The organism is Persicobacter psychrovividus (genome assembly GCF_036492425.1).
In the GTDB taxonomy this organism is placed as follows: domain Bacteria; phylum Bacteroidota; class Bacteroidia; order Cytophagales; family Cyclobacteriaceae; genus Persicobacter; species Persicobacter psychrovividus.
Genome location: NZ_AP025292.1, coordinates 1,581,183 through 1,596,418 on the forward strand (window position 1 = coordinate 1,581,183; position 15,236 = coordinate 1,596,418).

Genomic DNA, 15,236 nt, shown 5'->3' on the forward strand with positions numbered 1-15,236 from the left:
CGGCAGCAAAAGCAAGGTTTATTCTACGATACTCTTGATCGTCATGCTGTCGGTAGTGGTAATCATCCGATCGCCCGATTTTGGTTTATGGTTTTCAGAAACCAGTTTGCCTTCGATCGTTGCAAAGGAATACCCGCGTTTCAATAACTTTTTGGGGTCGAGCAAGGCGATATTTTTCTCCAGCCATTCCAGCTTTTTATGTTCCTTCTCAAAGAGGCGTGGCGGCTGAGCGCAAAGCCTATTTGAAAGTTGCTCCAATTGAAGAAATTCCTTTTGGATTTTCAAGCCGGCTTTTTGTGGAATAACCCTATAAAGCTCATCAAGCATTCGCTCTTGCTGTCGGAATCGCTGTGTGGCCACCACCTGAAGGCGATTGGAAAGGTATTGCAATTTTTCTTTTTCCTGGGTGATTTTTGTGGCTGAGGTATGCGCAATATATTCCACCAGGTTCATGATATTCTGCTCATAGGCCTGAAAGCCTTCGAGTAGGAATTCAGCCACTGCCGTTGGTGTTTTCAGTTTGGTATGCGCCACAAGGTCAGCAATCGTCTCATCGCGCTCATGGCCGATACCAGTAATTACGGGCAAGGGGAACTGAGCAATAGTGGCACAAAGCTCATAGTCATCGAAACAGTCCAGGTCAGTCTGTGCGCCACCTCCACGAATAATAATGACCAGATCAAACTCCTGCTCGCGGTGGTAAATATTATGCAATGCCTTAATGATAGAGGGAGCGCCATTGGTGCCCTGCATGGTGGCAGGGAAGAGCCTTCCAGAGATATGATAGCCGAAGGCATTGTGTTTTATCTGTTCACGGAAGTCGCCAAAACCTGCCGCATTCTGCGCACTGATAATGGCAATGCGTTGCGGGACGGTCGGTAAATCGAACATTTTATTGTCCTCAAAAATACCATCCGCTTTCAGTTGCTGAATAGTCTCCTGTTTTTTTCTTGCACGTTCGCCGAGGGTATAATTCGGATCAAGGTCAAGAATATTAGCCGACATGCCATACACCTCATGGAATTGCACTTCAAGTTTTACCAGGACTTTCATGCCATTGCAAAGGTCGGAGCCCGTGTGGGTTTTGAACCAGTGACTTAAATTGCGATAGGTATATGCCCAGATGGTCGCCCGCATTTGCGCCAAGAACTGACCAGCATTTTTTTCTACAAGATTAAGGTAGCAATGGCCTGCGCCCTGTATCCGTAGTTCGGCAATTTCCGCCACCACCCAATAACTCGGCGCCATGCTTCTTTGCAGCACGGATTTTATTTCGTGATTAAACTGAGATAAACTGAGGTGCGTCTTTTCCTTTTTCATAGATCCACAATTTAATCAGAACAATAAAAGTTAGCAACATTAATTCTGAGTAGCGACAATCTATCACAGTCTATCGGGAGCGTCTCTCTCGTGATGTGTGCTGAAAAAGTAAGCTACTGATCAGGTTGAAAACATGATTGCTACTGACATCTCAACTCGAAATCTTTTGTGTTAAGGAAGTTTCATTCTATTGAATAATCACGAGAGGGACTCTCGCGAAAGGGTTAAAATCTTATTTTGTTTGCTGATGTTTTGCCCTCAGGTAAAGCGTCCGTTGTTGAAGTAAATATTAGGCGTTTAATCTATTGCTTGAAAGGTCTTTTTATGATCGATGGTCAGCAACGTCTATCGGGAGCGTCCCTCTCGTGATGTTTGCTGGAGTGACTCTCGCGATAGGTTCAAAATCTAATAACATTTGCTGATGTTTTGCCCTCGGGAAAAGCGTCCGTTGTTGAAGTAAATATTAGGCGTTTAATCGATTGCTTGAAGGGCTTTTAGTGATCTATGATCAGCAGCAATCTATCGGGAGCGTCTCTCTCGTGATCTGTGCTGAAAAAAGTGAGCTACTGATCAGATTAAAAACGTGCTACTGACATCTCAACTCGAAATTTTGTGTGTTAAGGAAGTTTCATTCTTATGAATAATCACGAGAGGGACTCTCGCGATAGGGTCAAAATCTAATAACATTTGCTGTTGTTTCGCCGTCGGATGAAGCGTCCGATGTTGAAGAAAATATTAGGCGTTTAATCGATTGTTTGAAAAGCTTTTTTGATCTCAGCAACAATCTATCGCGAGAGTCCATCTCGTGATGTTTGCTTGAGGGACTCTCTCGATAGGTTCAAAATCTTATTTTGTTTGCTGTTGTTTTGCCGTCGGATGAAGCGTCCGATGTTGAAGAAAATATTAGGCGTTTAACCGATTGCTTGAAAGGTCTTTTTATGATCGATGGTCAGCAACGTCTATCGCGAGAGTCCCTCTCGTGATGTTTGCTTGAGGGACTCTCGCGATAGGGTCAAAATCTTATTTTGTTTGCGGTTGTTTTGCCGTTGGATGAAGCGTCCGATGTTGAAGAAAATATTAGTCGTTTAATCGATTGCTTGAAGGGCTTTTAGTGATCTATGATCAGCAACAATCTATCGCGAGAGTCCCTCTCGTGATGTTTGCTGGAGGGACTCTCGCGATAGGGTCAAGGGCTTTTAGTGATCTATGATCAGCAACAATCTATCGGGAGCGTCTCTCTCGTGATCTGTGCTGAAAAAAGTAAGCTACTGATCAGGTTGAAAACATGATTGCTACTTACATCTCAACTCGAAATTCTGTGTGTTAAGGAAAATTTCATTCTTATGAATAATCACGAGAGGGACTCTCTCGAAAGGTTCAAAATCTAATAACATTTGCTGATGTTTTGCCCTCAGGTAAAGCGTCCGATGTTGAAGAAAATATTAGGCGTTTAATCGATTGCTTGAAAGGTCTTTTTATGATCGATGGTCAGCAACGTCTATCGCGAGAGTCCCTCTCGTGATGTTTGCTTGAGGGACTCTCGCGATAGGGTCAAAATCTTATTTTGTTTGCGGTTGTTTTGCCGTTGGATGAAGCGTCCGATGTTGAAGAAAATATTAGTCGTTTAATCGATTGCTTGAAGGGCTTTTAGTGATCTATGATCAGCAACAATCTATCGCGAGAGTCCCTCTCGTGATGTTTGCTGGAGGGACTCTCGCGATAGGGTCAAAATCTAATAACATTTGCTGATGTTTTTTCCTCGGATGAAGCGTCCGATGTTGAGGTAAATATTAGGTGTTTAATCGATTGATTGAAAGGCTTTTTATGACCTATTGATCAGCAATAGTCTATCGGGAGGGTCTCTCTCGTGATCTGTGCTGAAAAAAGTGAGCTACTGATCAGATTAAAAACGTGCTACTGACATCTCAACTCGAAATTCTGTGTAATAAGGAAAATTTCATTCTTATGAATAATCACGAGAGTGACTCTCGCGATAGGGTCAAAATCTTATTTTGTTTGCGGTTGTTTTGCCGTTGGATGAAGCGTCCGATGTTGAAGAAAATATTAGGTGTTTAATCGATTGATTGAAAGGCTTTTTATGACCTAAGATCAGCAATAGTCTATCGCGAGCGTCTCTCTCGTGATCTGTGCTGAAAAAAGTAAGCTACTGATCAGATTAAAAACGTGCTACTGACATCTCAACTCAAAATTCTGGGTGTTAAGGAAGTTTCATTCTTGAATAATCACGAGAGGGACTCTCGCGATAGGGTCAAAATCTTATTTTGTTTGCTGTTGTTTTGCCGTCGAATGAAGCGTCCGATGTTGAAGAAAATAATGTGTGCGGAATTGATGGAGTGCGATGATCGGTATTTAATTGAAGTTTCGTCTGCCACCACCGTGATTTCTTGGTTCCATATTTTGCATCAGTTTGTGTCGGAATTTGCCTTCGAGTACGGGAACCATGATGGCAATTTCACTGCCATTGATTTTCTCAATTTCTTTAAGGTACTTTTCCTGAATGTCAAGTTCTTCTCTTTTGGCCTTGAGAATCAGCTCCAGGCCCTCGCTTTCTTTGCCTTTATAAAGCCCCTGATTAATGGATCGGGAAAGCTGCATCATGTTTTTCCTGAGGGCTTTGGTTTCATCCTGCATTTTATTGTAGAGTGGCCAGAATTTTTGGGCATCTTCAGGGGCAAGATTAAGCTCTTTCGTAAAAAAGGCAATCTTGTAATTTTCAATGCGTTCATTGTTTTGTGTTTTGCCCTGTGCAAGCAGTTGGGTGCTGCAAAATAGCAATAGCGAAAAGGAGAGGATATATTTCATCATTTTAAGGTGTGCTGATTAAAAAATTTGTTCGGTATCATTAAGGTATTCGAGCTGTTCCTCAAGAAGGTCCTCATCTTCCTGCAGCGGACTGAAAGTGATGTCCTGAATAATGGACTGATCAGGGTAGTAGGTTCCCCAGCTGTCAAAAGGAGAGCTTTCCATGGCCAGGTAATCAATGATTTCTGCTTCACTGAAAGCTGCCGCCGCTGTTGTTGGCGAGAGTGGCGACAGCTGATTGGGAATGGAAAAGAACAATATCAGGGCAACGCTTGCCGCAGCCACAAAAGGGCTGGCATAGCGGATGGCTGGTTTTTTCCAAAGTGGTACGATGGGGTTCCCCGCATTTATCCGTTCCTCGATTTGATCGGGGAGTTGCTGAAAATACCCTTGAGGCACTTTGTCGATGTTCTTTTTTGGTATTTGATGTAATCGCATGGTGCTTTTTTTTTTCTTGGAGTAAATTTTTATCCAAAGGTTTAATCGTTCTGCAAGAAAGACTCAATTTTTTTTACTGCATGATGGTAGTTGGCCTTACAGCCTCCAACACTTTTGCCTACAATTTCCGCAATCTGCTCATACTTCAGGTCATCAAAATATTTCATGTTAAAAACCAGTTGTTGTTGCGGAGGTAAACGCAGAATGGCCTTCTTTAACCTTAGCTGAATTTCATCTCCATCAAGGTACTCCTGTTGATCTACCTTCTGAATCAGTTCCCCCTCCACGTCCACGATAGGAATGAAAAACTTATTCCTTTTTTTTCTTAGAAACGCCAGCGCTTCATTGCTCGCAATCCGGTATATCCAGGTGAACAGCGCCGACTCTCCCTTAAACTGATGAAAGTGCGTGTGTACCTTGATAAACACCTCCTGCGTCAGGTCGTCAGCGTCATCATGATCCACGACCATTTTTCGGATATGCCAATACACACGCTCCTGATAAGCTTCAATAAGATACTTGAAGCCCTTCGAGCGCTTTTGTGCTTCCTCAGCCTGAAGGTGGTCAATGATTAAATGTTCTTCCAAAAAAATAAAATGTAAGGTTGCTGTTGAGATGTGTAAAAATGAGAAAGGTTTAATTGAAGGGGAAATAAATTAGAAAAATATTTTTATCACATTAAAAAATATTTGTTCTCAGGGCTGATGCAACAATGGGTTGGCAAGATGTTTGATCTTTAAAAAACGTATCAATGTAGTTGAAAATGACTGATTTAAAGGCTTATATCGAACAGGGACGGAAGATTACCAAATCAGAAGTGAATGAGTTGCCCTTGCTGCGTTTTGAAGGTAAAATTAAAACGGTAGAAACACCTCAGCAATTGAAAGAAGCAGTACAGGATCTTGCCAAATATGGGCGAATAGGCTTTGATACAGAAACTAAACCAGTAGCGCGTAAAGGACAGCATCATCGCGTGGCGTTATTGCAGCTTTCTACACCGACAACGGCTTACCTGATTCATTTGCAGAAAACAGGCCTTTCGATAGAATTACAATGGTTGATGAGCAGTGCCGATCATCTGAAAATTGGTATTGCGCTGAACGACGATATTCGTGGACTGTTGGAATATGCTCATTTTCAGCCTCAGGGTTTTGTAGACCTTGCACAGGTGGCCAAATCCAAAGGGTTTCAGCAGACGGGCGCGAGAAATCTTGCAGGAATTTTATTGGAGGGAAGGGTGTCAAAAACACAGCAAATGTCCAATTGGGAAAAATTTCCACTGAGTCCTGCACAAAAATGTTATGCCGCTACTGATGCTTGGCTTGGGCCAGTATTGTACCGCCGATTTTTGGCCATTGACCATGAAGTGAATTAATATACTGTTCGTTGATACAATGAAACAACAAAGGCAATCTTTTCGGATTGCCTTTGTTGTTTGAAAGATATTTTCCTCTTTCGAGGCAACGGTTTTAAGCCGTTACATTTTTTGAAAGCTCATATTCTTTGAGTTTTCGACGAAGAATTTTTCCCACATTTGATTTTGGTAACTCCTCCAGGAATTCAATTTCTCTCGGGCGCTTATAGGCCGTCATTTCTGCCCTGCAATATTGAAGGATTTCCTCTTTGGTCAGACTCTGATCCGCCTTAATAATAAATGCTTTCACGCATTCGTTAGATTTAGGATCAGGAATGCCAATAACCCCAGCCTCGGCCACTTTTGGGTGGGAGCAAACCACGCTTTCCACCTCGTTAGGGTAAACATTGAAGCCTGAAACATTGATCATCTCTTTTTTGCGATCCACAAGTTTGATGTACCCCTCGAGGGTCATGTAGCCGATGTCGCCTGTTTTCAGCCATTGTCCGTCCATCACGAGCTCGGTTTCGTCATTGCGCTGCCAGTAGCCCGCCATGACCTGCGGCCCTCGAACATAAACCTCTCCATGCTCCGCAAAATCCTGATCCGTGCCGTCGTCAGCAACAATCCGAATTTCGGTGCTTGGCAAAGGCATGCCAATGGTGCCAATTTTTTCTGTGCCATCAATGGGGTTACAGGCTACCACAGGAGAGGCTTCCGTAAGGCCATAACCTTCCGCAAGGGGTTTTCCTGTTACTTGCTTCCATTTTTCAGCCACATGATCCTGCACCGCCATTCCACCGCCGATACCGACCTTGAAATTGTCGAAATTCAGTTTGAGGAAATCCTCTTGCATCAGTAGGGCATTAAAGAGCGTATTGACGCCGGTGAATACGGAGAACTGATGCTTTTTAAGTTCCTTGATAAAAGCGGGTAAATCCCTCGGATTGGTAATCAGGATGTTTTTTCCACCAGTTTTGAAGAACAGCCAGCAGTTGACCGTCATGGCAAAAATATGATACAAAGGAAGGGCAGTAATCACCACTTCTTTACCTTCTTCGAGGCCGCTCATCATCCATGCGCCATTTTGCTCCATATTGGCGATGATATTCCGGTGAGTCAATTTCGCGCCTTTGGAGATGCCTGTCGTACCGCCAGTATATTGCAGAAAACCAATATCCTCAGGCTGCACATCTACCTTTTGAAGTTGGAGTGCCTTTCCTTCTTTCAGGGCTTCCTTGAATTTAATATGGCCCGAAAGGGTGTAATCAGGAACCATTTTTTTGAGGTGTTTCACCACCAGATTGACTAACGACCCTTTGAGTGTCCCGAGCATATCACCGAGCTGTGTAACGATCACATGCTGAATGGCGGTCTCTTTAATGATGGCTTCAAGGTTGGCCGCGAAATTGGCAACGATGACAATCGCTTTTACGCCTGCATCATTAAATTGATGTGCCATCTCCCGGGTGGTATATAAAGGATTGGTGTTCACCACAATCAGCCCAGCTTTCAGTGCGCCAAACATGACAATCGGGTATTGCAAAAGGTTGGGCATCTGAATTGCAATGCGGTCTCCTTTTTTCAATCCAAGGGGCCCCTGAAGGTAGGCGGCAAAATCATTACTGAGGGTATCGACCTGTTTATAGGTAAGGCTTGCGCCCATATTCTCGAAAGCCACCTGATGGTCAAATTTCTTCACCGCCACTTCGATCAGCTCTACAAGTGAAGTATATATATTGGGGTCAATATTTTCGGGGACGTTATGAGGGTAGTTTTTTAGCCAAGGTTTGTGGTTCATAAAATTGATTTTAAATAGTGTCTTAGAAAAATGGTGTTCATAGTGGTTATTTTCTAATTTAAAATACTCATTATTTTTTAAATGGGAATAAGAAAATCGTAAAAAAATAGGGATTTTAGAAAAAAATTTTAAAATTTACGATCATAAACTAATGAGCTTTTGGATTTCTTTGATTTTTTAACACAATGAAGTCACCTGACAGCGCCCAGTTTTTAAGTGGAAAGTACTGATTTTCTGTTTTTTGATTTAGCGCAATGAGCATTACGCTTATTTTATTGTGAATTGATAATAGTGTTTCTTGCTGTCGTATTATCCACCTAAATAGATGGTGGAGGCAAAGATAATTATGTTATTTTTAAAAAAATGCATTGAAAGATAATTTTTTCGTTAGCTTGAACTTGAATAATTCGGAAATTGATAATATTTTTGCGGCATGATGAATAAAAATTATGAAATCGATAATGTAGATATGAAGATCCTTTCTCTGCTGACAGAGGATGCGAAGATGCCATATACCGAAGTGGCTAAGCGCGTTTTCGTTTCAGGAGGGACAGTACACGTTCGTATGAGAAAATTGGAGGAAATGGGCATTGTAAGGGGAACGACCCTGGATATGGACTACTCCAAGATGGGTTATGACATCACTGCATTTTTGGGTATCTATTTGGAAAAGTCGTCTCTTTATGATTCAGTGATTGAGCGCCTGGTTCAAATCTCTGAGATCGTTACCATCCACTACACTACAGGAAATTACAATATCTTCGTGAAGATGCATTGTCGTGATACCATGCACCTGAAAAATACTTTGCATGATAAAATTCAGCAAATCGAAGGTATCGAACGTACTGAAACGATCATCTCTTTGGAGGAAAGTATGAATAGACACATCAAGTTTGGTGAATAAGATATAGAAAGTTGATATAGACATATCACAAATAACAATTGAATAAGCCCACTTTTAAGCAGTGGGCTTATTTTTTTGTCTAAAATATGCGCTTATCTTTGAATTCAAACCCGACTTATTGGCTACAGGTAACATTTAAGTTAATCTTTTTATTACCTTTGTAGTACAGTATTTATAAACAGTCTAAATAACGACATGAGTAAAGACGATCAAATTCTTGAGGAATTTACCCAGTCGGAATATAAGCATGGATTTGTAACCAACATTGAGCAGGAGTTCGCTCCTAAAGGACTTAATGAGGATACAGTCCGTTTTATTTCCGCTAAGAAGCAGGAGCCAGCTTGGTTGCTTGAATGGCGACTGAAAGCTTTCCGTCATTGGGAAACCCTCACTGAACCCGAATGGCCTAACGTAGAATACCCTAAACCTGATTTCCAAGACCTCCACTATTATGCTGCTCCTAAGAAGAAGCCTAAACTGGACAGCCTGGATCAGGTAGACCCTGAATTGCTGGACACCTTCAAGCGCCTTGGAATTTCGCTGGAAGAACAAAAGCGTATTTCTGGGGTAGAGGTAGCCGTTGATGCGGTCCTGGATTCAGTATCCGTAGCCACCACTTTCCGTGAAACACTGGCCGAGAAAGGCATTATCTTTTGCTCCTTCAGCGAGGCGGTAAAAGAGCATCCTGAATTGGTGAAGAAATATTTGGGAGCTGTTGTTCCTTATAATGATAACTTTTATGCAGCGCTGAATTCAGCGGTGTTTTCTGATGGTTCTTTCGCTTACATCCCTAAAGGGGTGCATTGCCCTATGGAGCTATCCACTTATTTCCGTATCAATGCGGCCAATACTGGGCAATTTGAGCGGACTTTGATTGTGGCAGAAGAGGGCTCGAAGGTCTCCTATCTTGAAGGTTGTACGGCTCCTCAGCGCGATGAAAATCAGCTGCACGCTGCCGTGGTGGAAATCCTTGTGGAAAAAGAGGCAGATGTGAAATACTCTACGGTTCAGAACTGGTACCCTGGCGATGCCGAAGGCAAAGGCGGGATCTACAACTTTGTAACCAAAAGAGGAATCTGTAATGGCGCCCACGCCAAACTCAGCTGGACACAGGTGGAAACGGGATCAGCGGTAACCTGGAAATACCCTTCATGTATTTTGAAAGGCGATTATTCCGTAGGGGAGTTCTATTCTGTAGCTGTAACCAACAACATGCAGCAAGCCGACACCGGAACGAAAATGGTGCACATTGGTAAAAACACCAAGTCGCGCATTGTATCCAAAGGGGTGTCTGCAGGTAAGTCACAGAACTCTTACCGCGGTTTGGTGAAGGTGCTTAAAAGAGCAGAAAATGCGCGGAACTTTTCGCAGTGTGATTCCCTGCTGATGGGTGATAAATGTGGTGCCCACACCTTCCCATACATCGAAATTGATAACAAATCTGCGCAGGTGGAACATGAGGCGACCACCTCAAAAATTGGTGAAGACCAGTTGTTCTACTGTAATCAGCGTGGTATTGATACCGAAGCAGCAGTGGCATTGATTGTCAACGGTTACTGTAAAGAGGTGTTGAATCAGCTTCCGATGGAATTCGCCGTAGAGGCACAGAAATTATTGGCACTGACCCTCGAGGGAAGTGTAGGATAATTCAGGGCAAAAGCCCACAACAATTTTTCAATTAGCAATTACATAAATATCAGATAAATGTTAAGCATTAAGGATCTGAAGGCAAATATAGGTGAAAAAGAAATTCTGAAAGGAATCAACCTTGAAGTAAAGCCTGGTGAAGTTCACGCAATTATGGGACCTAACGGTTCTGGAAAATCTACATTGGCCTCTGTATTGGCTGGCCGTGAGGAGTATGAGGTTGTTGGTGGCGAGGTAGACTTTGGCGGTAAAGACCTTTTGGAGTTCTCTCCAGAAGATCGCGCTCGTGAAGGGCTGTTCCTGGCATTCCAATACCCAGTGGAAATTCCAGGTGTAAGTACTGTAAACTTCATGAAAACCGCTTTAAATCAAGTAAGGGAATACCGTGGCGAGAAAGCATTGACGGCCGTGGAGTTCCTGAAAGTGATGAAGCAAAAAATGGAGTTCGTAGAGATCTCTCAGTCATTGTTGAACCGTTCATTGAATGAAGGTTTCTCGGGTGGAGAGAAGAAGCGTAACGAAATTTTCCAGATGGCCATGCTGGAACCGAAGTTGGCGATTCTGGATGAAACAGATTCAGGTTTGGATATTGATGCCCTGCGCATTGTAGCCAATGGTGTGAACAAGTTGAAAAATAAGGACAATGCCACCATCGTGGTAACACACTACCAGCGTTTGTTGGATTACATTGTGCCAGATTATGTACACGTATTGTACAATGGCCGTATCGTAAAATCAGGCACCAAGGAATTGGCTATGGAGCTTGAGGAAAAAGGATACGACTGGATTAAAGCTGAAGCGGATAGTCAATTCGCTTAATTGTTCCACCTATAAACCTTTTTTGGTATGTCAACAACTGTATCCGAAAACGGATCATTGGGCCAGATAGCAGTGGTTCATTCGCAAGCAGCTGAAACCATCCCCGCGGCACTTCAGGCACAGGCTCAACAGGCCTGGGAGAAGTTCACCGCTACGGGCTTTCCGCATGCAAAAGCAGAAGAATATAAATATACACCGATCACCAAACAGCTTGATCGCCACTTTGACCTTTCAGCCTTGGCACCTCAGGGTGTTGTCTCTGAAGCCGAAGTGAAATCATTGGTGTTTCAGTCCGTGGAGGCAGATCTTTTTGTGTTGGTCAATGGCCGATTCAACGAGGCGCTTTCAAATTATGAAGGCAAAGGCTATGATGTCTGTACTTTGGCGGAAGCTGATGAGGAATTGGTGCAAGAAGTTATTGCCAAGCACAAGCCTCAGGATGATCCTTTTATCCATCTGAACAATGCCATGGCAAGTGAAGGGCTTTTCATTCACGTTCCAAAAAATACGCAGCTGCAAAAGCCGATCATTATTTTGAACGTGACGGATTCCCGCCACGGACAGGTCGTGAGCCATGCCCGCAATATTATTATTGCTGAGCAGGGTGCTGAAGCAGTCATTATTGAGCAGTATAAATCTTTGGGAGCGGTAAAATCGCTGACCAATAATGTGACAGAGCTTTTTGCGGAAGCAAATGCACACCTGAGCTTTTATAAATTTCAGCAGGAAAACGATTCGGCTTTCCATTTGGGGAATATCCTGGTCTATCAAACCAAAGATTCTGAGGTAACCACTTTCACCATGACGCTTGAGGGTGCCATGATCCGAAATAACCTCACTTTCTTACTTGATGGCGAGAACATTACTTCCAATATGTATGGTTTGTCTTTTCTGAAAGGTAAATCGCATGTCGATCACCATACGGTAGTCGATCATACACACCCTCATTGTGATTCCAATGAGTTATACAAAGGGGTGTTTGATGATAAATCGGCGGGTGTTTTTAATGGAAAGATTTTTGTCCGCGAAGGTGCACAGAAAACAAATGCGTTTCAGTCCAATAAAAACATTTTATTGTCTGACGATGCTTCCATTGATACCAAACCACAGCTGGAAATTTGGGCCGATGATGTAAAATGTTCTCATGGTTGTACAAACGGGCAACTGGATCCTGAGCAATTGTTTTACCTCAGAGCACGTGGGGTTGATAAGCGAACTGCACAGGGAATGTTGCTTTATGGTTTCGCTGCCGACGTTTTAGAAAATATTAAATTGGAATCTTTGCGAGAAGAGTTGGCGGACTTGATCCACGATCGAGCAGGATTCTGATCTGATCAGGTAGTATTCTGATTTTAAAAAAATCGATCAACTCATTATTCCAATTGTATATGAGTGATCGATTTTTTTTATGCACATTTTAATCTCCAAATATGAAATCGAAGTATAGATTTTGCGCAATACTTCGTAAATTAGAAGGATTTTAAATAGCAATAGAGGTAGTTCTTATAATTCTTTGAATTACACAATTTGTATTAACTTAGAAGGAATCCTCCTGCAACTTAACATAAAATAATGAACATGATGTCCACAAGTTTAGACATAGAACGCATCCGTGAACAGTTTCCGATTTTGCATCAGGAGGTCAATGGTAAGCCTTTGGTTTATTTTGATAACGCTGCCACGACGCAAAAACCGACAGTGGTCATCAGCGCTTTGGAAAACTACTACAAAGGCATCAATTCAAATATTCACCGCGGCGCACATGCCCTGGCAGATCAGGCAACTACGGCCTTTGAGGCCACTCGCCTGAGTATTAAGGATTTTATCAATGCCAAGGAAGTGGAAGAGGTGATTTTTACCAAAGGAACCACTGATGGCATTAACCTGATTGCGGCAACTTTCGGCCGTGCATTCATTGGTGAAGGAGATGAAATTGTGGTTTCGACCATGGAACATCACTCCAATATTGTTCCCTGGCAAATGCTCTGCGAGGAGAAAGGAGCCCAGCTGAAAGTAATCCCTTTGAATGCAAAAGGGGAATTGTTGATGGAGGAATACGAAGCTTTGCTTTCTGAAAAAACCAAACTTGTTGCCGTGGTGCATGCCTCAAATGCATTGGGGACTGTCAATCCTATTTCAGAGATTATCAGTAATGCCCATGCGGTAGGCGCCAAAGTGTTGGTCGATGGAGCGCAATCTTGTTCGCACCTGGATATCGACGTTCAGGCTTTGGATGTTGATTTTTTTGTCAGCTCGGCACATAAAATTTATGGCCCTACGGGAATGGGTTTTCTTTATGGGAAACGTCAGCTTCTGGAAGAAATGCCACCCTATCAGGGGGGAGGGGAGATGATTAAAACGGTCTCTTTTGAAGGGACGACCTATAATGAAATTCCATATAAATTTGAAGCTGGAACACCTAATATTGCCGATGTAATTGCCTTCAATGAAGCTATTCACTGGATTTCACAGGTCGGGAAAGAAGCGATCCGTGCCCATGAAAATGAACTCCTTGCTTATGCGCATGAGAAACTCTCGGCAATTGATGGCGTGATCTTTTACGGGGAGGCTGAAGACAAAGTCGCCGTTGTTTCCTTTGGAATTCAGGGCGTACATCCTTTTGATATTGGAATGATGCTCGATGCCCGTGGAATTGCCGTAAGAACAGGCCACCACTGTACACAACCCCTGATGCAGTTTTTTGGTATTGAAGGCACCGTGAGGGCTTCGTTCTCAGTCTATAATACTAAAGAAGAGATTGATAAATTAGCCGAAGGTGTAGCGAAAATCGCTCGCATGATGGCCTAAATATACCTGATGTGTTGCATTGGGCAAGATGAAAAATGATGAATACAATAAATCAAGTACAAGACGAAATCGTGGAGGAGTTTGCATTGTTTGCTGGCGACCGAGAAGCGATCACAGAATATATTTTCGAGATGGGACTTCAGCTGCCTGCTTTGCCAGAGGCTGACCGTGTCGATCAGAATGTTATTAAGGGCTGCCAGTCCACTGTTTGGTTGATTGGAGATCTTAAAGAAGGTAAAGTGCATTTCGACGCCGATTCCAATACAGGAATTACTAAAGGGCTGATCAGTATGTTGTTGCGAGTTTACAACGAAAGGACTCCCGAGGAAATTTTGGCAGCAGATTTGTACTTTATAGATAAAATCGGAATGAGTGGCATCATCAGCTCACAGCGTTCCAATGGCTTAACGGCCATGATCAAACAAATCAAACTTTATGCTTTGGCTTTTCAGGCTAAAGCAAGAACAAACGCCTAAAAAACAATAATTGCTGTCATGAGCGAAATAAGTCTTAAAGATAAAATCGTGGAGGCAATCAAGACCGTTTACGATCCTGAAATTCCTGTCGATGTATATGAGTTGGGCCTGATTTATGAAATCGAGGTCTTTCCGGTATCCAATGTAAATATTACCATGACATTGACTTCCCCTTCATGCCCTGCGGCTGAACATATTCCTAATGAAATTAAGGAAAAAGTGCAGGCAGTGGAAGAAGTGAATGAGGTGAATGTAGAAATTACATGGGATCCACCATATTCGCAGGACATGATGTCTGAAGCTGCCAAACTGGAGCTTGGCTTTATGTAATGTATGTTGTGGGGCTTTATCGGGCCTTGCAATTGCCTAAAATCAATTCAACTACAAAATAGTAAATATACAACCCTATGTACCCAGAAGAATTAGTAGCGCCAATGCGCCAGGAATTAACTGACGCAGGTTTCGAATCGCTGACTACCGCTGAAGCGGTAAATGCACATTTTCAGGATCACAAAGGCACAACCCTTGTTGTCGTGAATTCTGTTTGTGGCTGTGCAGCAGGAGCTGCTCGTCCAGGTGTTCGTTTTGCTTTGCAAAATGGTGCAAATAAGCCTGATAACTGTGTGACTGTTTTTGCAGGTAACGACCGCGAAGCAACACAGGCTGCCCGTGATTTGATGATGCCTTATCCGCCATCATCTCCATGTATCGCTTTGTTCAAAGATGGCGAGTTGGTACAAATGGTAGAGCGTCACCACATTGAAGGACGTAACGCAGAAATGATCGGTGCTTTCTTGGTAAGCACTTTTGATGAGCACTGTGCATAATATCCAATGCATTCAACGA

Annotated in this window: 14 protein-coding genes; 9 read left to right on the forward strand and 5 right to left on the reverse strand. The window is 42.9% G+C overall.

All coding sequences use genetic code 11. The annotated features are described in order from the left end of the window. Positions 1-18: 18 nt before the first annotated feature. The 4 genes from xseA to AABK40_RS06930 form a co-directional block, all read right to left on the reverse strand. On the reverse strand, positions 19-1,320 hold the full coding sequence (gene xseA, locus AABK40_RS06915; protein ID WP_338398038.1) for an exodeoxyribonuclease VII large subunit: 1,302 nt from the start codon (positions 1,318-1,320) through the stop codon (positions 19-21). A 2,370-nt stretch (positions 1,321-3,690) separates the two neighbouring features. Then, positions 3,691-4,146, reverse strand: a complete 456-nt coding sequence (locus AABK40_RS06920; RefSeq protein ID WP_338398039.1) for a hypothetical protein — start codon at positions 4,144-4,146, stop codon at positions 3,691-3,693. Positions 4,147-4,161: 15 nt separating this feature from the next. Continuing rightward, positions 4,162-4,581: a hypothetical protein gene (locus AABK40_RS06925; protein WP_338398040.1), complete on the reverse strand. Its 420-nt coding sequence runs from the start codon at positions 4,579-4,581 to the stop codon at positions 4,162-4,164. 41 nt (positions 4,582-4,622) lie between these two features. Further along, positions 4,623-5,168 (reverse strand): RNA polymerase sigma factor, encoded by a 546-nt coding sequence (locus tag AABK40_RS06930; RefSeq protein ID WP_421953301.1) that lies wholly within the window; start codon positions 5,166-5,168, stop codon positions 4,623-4,625. A 176-nt stretch (positions 5,169-5,344) separates the two neighbouring features. On the opposite strand from AABK40_RS06930, the gene AABK40_RS06935 reads away from it, so the two are divergent. Next, a complete protein-coding gene (locus AABK40_RS06935; RefSeq protein WP_338398041.1) occupies positions 5,345-5,956 on the forward strand; it encodes a 3'-5' exonuclease in 612 nt (203 codons plus the stop codon). 94 nt (positions 5,957-6,050) lie between these two features. On the opposite strand, the gene AABK40_RS06940 is transcribed toward AABK40_RS06935, so the two are convergent. Continuing rightward, positions 6,051-7,736: an AMP-binding protein gene (locus AABK40_RS06940; RefSeq protein WP_338398042.1), complete on the reverse strand. Its 1,686-nt coding sequence runs from the start codon at positions 7,734-7,736 to the stop codon at positions 6,051-6,053. Positions 7,737-8,172: 436 nt separating this feature from the next. Between AABK40_RS06940 and AABK40_RS06945 the strand changes: the two genes are divergently transcribed. The 8 genes from AABK40_RS06945 to AABK40_RS06980 all read left to right on the forward strand — a co-directional run bounded on the left by AABK40_RS06945 (position 8,173) and on the right by AABK40_RS06980 (position 15,217). Further along, a complete protein-coding gene (locus tag AABK40_RS06945) occupies positions 8,173-8,640 on the forward strand; it encodes an Lrp/AsnC ligand binding domain-containing protein (protein ID WP_053406889.1) in 468 nt (155 codons plus the stop codon). A 195-nt stretch (positions 8,641-8,835) separates the two neighbouring features. Continuing rightward, positions 8,836-10,287: a Fe-S cluster assembly protein SufB gene (gene sufB / locus AABK40_RS06950; RefSeq protein ID WP_332921656.1), complete on the forward strand. Its 1,452-nt coding sequence runs from the start codon at positions 8,836-8,838 to the stop codon at positions 10,285-10,287. 57 nt (positions 10,288-10,344) lie between these two features. Next, complete coding sequence (sufC, locus tag AABK40_RS06955) at positions 10,345-11,106, forward strand: Fe-S cluster assembly ATPase SufC (protein ID WP_332921657.1); 762 nt, start codon at positions 10,345-10,347, stop codon at positions 11,104-11,106. Between the two features lie 27 nt (positions 11,107-11,133). Beyond that, positions 11,134-12,435: a Fe-S cluster assembly protein SufD gene (gene sufD, locus AABK40_RS06960; protein WP_338398043.1), complete on the forward strand. Its 1,302-nt coding sequence runs from the start codon at positions 11,134-11,136 to the stop codon at positions 12,433-12,435. 249 nt (positions 12,436-12,684) lie between these two features. Beyond that, a complete protein-coding gene (locus tag AABK40_RS06965; RefSeq protein ID WP_338398044.1) occupies positions 12,685-13,914 on the forward strand; it encodes an aminotransferase class V-fold PLP-dependent enzyme in 1,230 nt (409 codons plus the stop codon). 38 nt (positions 13,915-13,952) lie between these two features. Continuing rightward, positions 13,953-14,390, forward strand: coding sequence for a SufE family protein (locus AABK40_RS06970; protein ID WP_332921710.1), 438 nt, complete (start codon positions 13,953-13,955; stop codon positions 14,388-14,390). An 18-nt stretch (positions 14,391-14,408) separates the two neighbouring features. Next, entirely contained in the window at positions 14,409-14,720 is a 312-nt protein-coding gene (locus AABK40_RS06975; RefSeq protein ID WP_332921660.1) for an SUF system Fe-S cluster assembly protein, read from the forward strand. A gap of 77 nt (positions 14,721-14,797) precedes the next feature. Continuing rightward, complete coding sequence (locus tag AABK40_RS06980) at positions 14,798-15,217, forward strand: BrxA/BrxB family bacilliredoxin (RefSeq protein ID WP_332921661.1); 420 nt, start codon at positions 14,798-14,800, stop codon at positions 15,215-15,217. Positions 15,218-15,236: the final 19 nt, after the last annotated feature.

Coding starts and splice junctions, on each gene's coding strand:
- sufD (WP_338398043.1), top strand. CDS start 11,134: ATGTCAACAACTGTATCCGAAAACGGATCATTGGGCCAGATAGCAGTG.
- AABK40_RS06970 (WP_332921710.1), top strand. CDS start 13,953: ATGAATACAATAAATCAAGTACAAGACGAAATCGTGGAGGAGTTTGCA.
- AABK40_RS06975 (WP_332921660.1), top strand. CDS start 14,409: ATGAGCGAAATAAGTCTTAAAGATAAAATCGTGGAGGCAATCAAGACC.
- AABK40_RS06945 (WP_053406889.1), top strand. CDS start 8,173: ATGAATAAAAATTATGAAATCGATAATGTAGATATGAAGATCCTTTCT.
- AABK40_RS06920 (WP_338398039.1), bottom strand. CDS start 4,146: ATGATGAAATATATCCTCTCCTTTTCGCTATTGCTATTTTGCAGCACC.
- sufB (WP_332921656.1), top strand. CDS start 8,836: ATGAGTAAAGACGATCAAATTCTTGAGGAATTTACCCAGTCGGAATAT.
- xseA (WP_338398038.1), bottom strand. CDS start 1,320: ATGAAAAAGGAAAAGACGCACCTCAGTTTATCTCAGTTTAATCACGAA.
- AABK40_RS06980 (WP_332921661.1), top strand. CDS start 14,798: ATGTACCCAGAAGAATTAGTAGCGCCAATGCGCCAGGAATTAACTGAC.
- AABK40_RS06940 (WP_338398042.1), bottom strand. CDS start 7,736: ATGAACCACAAACCTTGGCTAAAAAACTACCCTCATAACGTCCCCGAA.
- sufC (WP_332921657.1), top strand. CDS start 10,345: ATGTTAAGCATTAAGGATCTGAAGGCAAATATAGGTGAAAAAGAAATT.
- AABK40_RS06935 (WP_338398041.1), top strand. CDS start 5,345: ATGACTGATTTAAAGGCTTATATCGAACAGGGACGGAAGATTACCAAA.
- AABK40_RS06925 (WP_338398040.1), bottom strand. CDS start 4,581: ATGCGATTACATCAAATACCAAAAAAGAACATCGACAAAGTGCCTCAA.
- AABK40_RS06965 (WP_338398044.1), top strand. CDS start 12,685: ATGATGTCCACAAGTTTAGACATAGAACGCATCCGTGAACAGTTTCCG.